Origin of the sequence: Nostoc flagelliforme FACHB-838 (assembly GCF_014698065.1) — a bacterium.
Lineage (GTDB): Bacteria > Cyanobacteriota > Cyanobacteriia > Cyanobacteriales > Nostocaceae > Nostoc > Nostoc flagelliforme_B.
The window spans coordinates 1-4,003 of record NZ_JACJSI010000480.1; the positions used below are offsets into that span (position 1 = coordinate 1).

At 41.8% G+C, this 4,003-nt stretch carries 1 protein-coding gene and 1 pseudogene; both read left to right on the plus strand.

Features of this window, described 5'->3' with window-relative positions:
* Window positions 1-107: 107 nt before the first annotated feature.
* A pseudogene (locus H6G97_RS47025) lies at window positions 108-1,397 on the plus strand (ATP-binding protein).
* A gap of 51 nt (window positions 1,398-1,448) precedes the next feature.
* Entirely contained in the window at window positions 1,449-3,890 is a 2,442-nt protein-coding gene (locus tag H6G97_RS47030) for an ATP-binding protein (protein WP_190947241.1), read from the plus strand.
* Window positions 3,891-4,003 lie beyond the last annotated feature (113 nt).

Consider the following 4,003-nt stretch of genomic DNA (forward strand, 5'->3'; position numbering starts at 1 on the left):
TTCTTGTAGTTCCCCAATATTAGCTTGTAGATGCTGGTTTATCATTGTTCGCTGTTAGACAAAACTATCTCTCCGTATTATCTCCTAGTCTTTTTCAGAAATCAAATATGATTTCTATAGATAAGAAGTACTACATTGATTTCTCCCCAGTCAGGGGTGGCGATATTATTGGCAAGCTGAAGCAGAAAATTACGTTCTTCAAGGCGAACGAACCGACCTGCACCTTATTCACTGGTCATATCGGCTGTGGGAAATCGACAGAGCTAGTAAGGTTACAGGTGGAATTAGAGGATTCAGGTTATCACGTAGTATATTTTGAGTCAAGTGAAGACTTAGAAATGACGGACGTGGACATTGCAGATGTGTTGCTAGCGATCGCCCACCGTGTAAGCCAAAGCCTGGAGAAAATCACGCTCTCTGAACCGAACAGATTCTACGAACTGCTGCAAGGGGCGTTGAGGGCGTTGGAGTCAGAGGTAACGGGTTTTAAGGTAAAAACACCAGCAGGCGATATTGGCTTGTCTACTGAAAAGGAGAAATTCTCCCTAGCTTTGGGAATCGGGGAAATCACAGCGAAAACGAAAAGTAACCCGATGCTGCGGGAGAAACTGAACCAATACTTGGGGCCACAGAAGACCAGATTACTGGAAGCGATTAACCGAGAACTGCTAGAGCCGGCGATCGCCAAGTTAAAGCAGCAGGGGAAAAAGGGACTGGTGGTAATTGTAGATAACTTAGACCGCATAGACAACCGAATTAAGCCTTGGGGTCGGCCACAGCAGGAATATATCTTCGTAGATCAGGGGGAGTTTTTGACAAAGCTGAATTGCCACTTGGTTTTCACAATGCCCTTGGCGCTGAAGTTCTCCAATGATTACGGAACGCTGACCCAAAGATTCCCGGAAGACCCAAAAGTACTGCCGATGGTTTCAGTGCAATGGCCAGACGGAAGCGTACATCTTGAGGGGCTGGCGCTGATGCAGCAGATGGTACTGGCTAGGGCATTCCCTGATTTACAACCAGATGAGCGGTTAAACTACATTAGTGAAATCTTCGACAGCACAGAAACGCTAGAGCGCTTGTGTAGAGGGAGTGGTGGTCATGTACGAGATTTGCTCAGATTGCTGAATACTTGGATACAGGAAGAAATGACACTTCCGCTCTCTCGTAATACCCTAGAGCAAGTGATTCGCTCTCGACGTAATGAGATGACGATGCCGATTTCGGATTCGGAGTGGGAACTACTGCGTTATGTTAAACAAAGAAAAAAAGTCAGTGATGATTAAGGATACCAAAAGCTGATCCGTAGCAGATTTGTGTTTGAATACCGAGATGGGGGCGAATCCTGGTTTGATTTAAACCCGATATTGGCAGAGGCAGCGGAGTTAACTAATTGATTCCCTTTCCCCTTTTACCTTTACCCCTTTCCCTTCCCCTTCTTCTATTTTATGGATACACAGCGCCTATCAGATGAACCCATAGACAACGAGCGATCGCTACAGCAGCTAGCTTGGACACTCCAAGCTTCTGTGGGGAAGTTTAAGCTGATTTGGGCGCGGTGTAATTACAGTGATTTACGGACTCGCTTGATAGAAAGGTTAAGCGAAATCTGTAAAATTAAGATTCAAGTACTGCAACTTAAAGAATCGGAAAGAACGCTATTTACTGCAATCCGTGAAGAATTACAGCCAGATACTCAAGCTCTGATGATTGTGGGCTGGGAATCGGTGCAAGATTTACCGCAGATGTTGACAAGTGCTAATCAGGTACGCGAAGAATTTCGCAAAAACTTGTCTATTCCCGTAGTGGTATGGATTAGTGAAGAAATCCACCATACCATCATGGAAATTGCCCCTGACCTGGAAAGCTGGGGAACTAGCAGAAGTTTTGCGATCGTGCAGCCTGATTTAAGTGAGTTTATTCAACAACTGGCTGATGAATATTTTGATGGTTTATTGAGTATAAATGATTACTCTATACTAGAGTTAGAATTAGAGGCAGCACAGAAAGAATTACGATGCAATGATCAGGAAACAAAAGCTAATTTAGCCTCTGTGCTAGGTTTTGTAAAACAAGTTAATAATAAAATAGCCAATGCTTTAGAGTATTACCAAAAAGCAAGAGTGCTATGGCAAAAACTGAATAATGTCGAAAGGCAGGGCAAGATTCTCGGTGAAATAGCTTACTGTTATTACCTCAAAGCTTTTAAAACTAAAGATACTACTCATCCAGACTGGCAGGCTACTCGGCAGTATACGCAAGAATACATTACATTTCTCAATGAAGCTAATAGTCAAGAATTAGCTGCTAGTTCTATTGCCAAATTTGGTAATATTTTGCGTGGTTTAAAAGAGTGGGAGCAACTTAAATATTTAGCACAACAAGCTTTAGAAGTACATCAAGCTAACAATCAGCCGATAGAATTGGCGAAAGATTATGGGTTTTTAGCCCAGGTTGCGCTGGCTCAGTCGCGGTGGAGTGAAGCTAAACAATTGGCGCAAAAAGCTTTAAATATCTTATCAGTAATTTCTGGCGCAGAAATAACAGAGAGTTCAGGGGTAGTGTCTGGCAGGGCAGAAAAACCAACTATTCCATACGATTTAAGCCTGTATTACTTTATTCTGGCGCAGGCTGAATATGAATTAGGCGAACCTCAACAGGCAATTGTCAACCTAGAAGTTGCAAGAGATGGTAGCAGCCCTATAAAGAATTTACAGCTTCACCTGGATATTCTCAGTTATTTGCAACGGCTGTACTTTGAGAAGAAAGAATATCTCAAAGCATACAATACAAAACAACAACAGAGGTCTATTGAACAGCAGTTTGGTTTACGAGCGTTTATTGGTGCAGGAAGGTTGCAGTCAACTAAACTTGCTCTTGTTGCAACTATTAAAACTGAAGTTCAAGAAAGCATTGCCCCTGAAATTGCTGCATCAGGCCGGTTACTAGATATTGAACGATTAATTGAACGCCTGGGGCGACATGATCACAAACTAATAGTCATTCATGGACAGTCAGGGGTTGGTAAAAGTTCATTAGTAAATGCGGGATTAGTCCCAGCTTTAAAAAATAAAAGCGTAGGTATTCAAGACTATCTACCCGTAGCAATGCGAGTTTACACTAATTGGGTAGAAGAACTTGGGCGATCGCTGCAACTGGCTTTGCATGAAAGGAGGGGAGCCATAAATGAGCAAGCTTTAGGATTTAAGGTTTCTGCTTTAATTGCCCAATTGCGCGAAAACGAACAGCACAATCTCAGAACAGTGCTGATTTTTGACCAGTTTGAAGAGTTTTTCTTTGTTTATACTAAACCAAAGCAAAGACAGCAGTTTTTTGAATTTCTGGGAGAATGCTTAAATATTCTGTCAGTGAAAGTAATTTTATCATTGCGAGTGGATTACCTGCATTATTTACTGGAATGTAATCGCTTGTCTAGTATGAAAATTATTGGTAATGATCTTCTTAGTAACAATGTTCTTTACGAGTTAGGTAATTTTTCACCTGATGACACCAAGTCAATCATTCAACGTTTGACCGAGACTACTAGTTTTCAATTAGAGCAAGCTTTAATTGAGCAATTAGTAAATGATTTAGCTAATGAACTAGGTGAGGTACTTCCAATTGAATTGCAGATAGTGGGAGCGCAACTGCAAACAGATAACATCACAACTCTGAGAGAATCTCAGCAGCGTGGTACGCGAGAAGAACTGGTAAAACGCTATTTGGCAGAGGTAGTGAATGATTGCGGTATTGAGAATCAGCAAATAGCAGAGATATTGTTGTATTTACTGACAGATGAAAAAGGGACTCGTCCTTTAAAAACTCGTGTTGAAATAGAACGGGATTTACAAGCATTAGCCGCAGATGCCACGACAGACAGTAAAAGATAACGGTCGGTTCGCTCATTTCACAAACAGAATAGCCAAATAACAGCCTGAAAGTGTAGTCTGCAAAGGTGTTCACTAATAATTGAGGCGGCTAGATAACAGTTGCAAAACACTAC

Excerpts from the sequence above, each read along its gene's own strand:
- H6G97_RS47030 (WP_190947241.1), top strand. The coding sequence starts at position 1,449 with ATGGATACACAGCGCCTATCAGATGAACCCATAGACAACGAGCGATCG.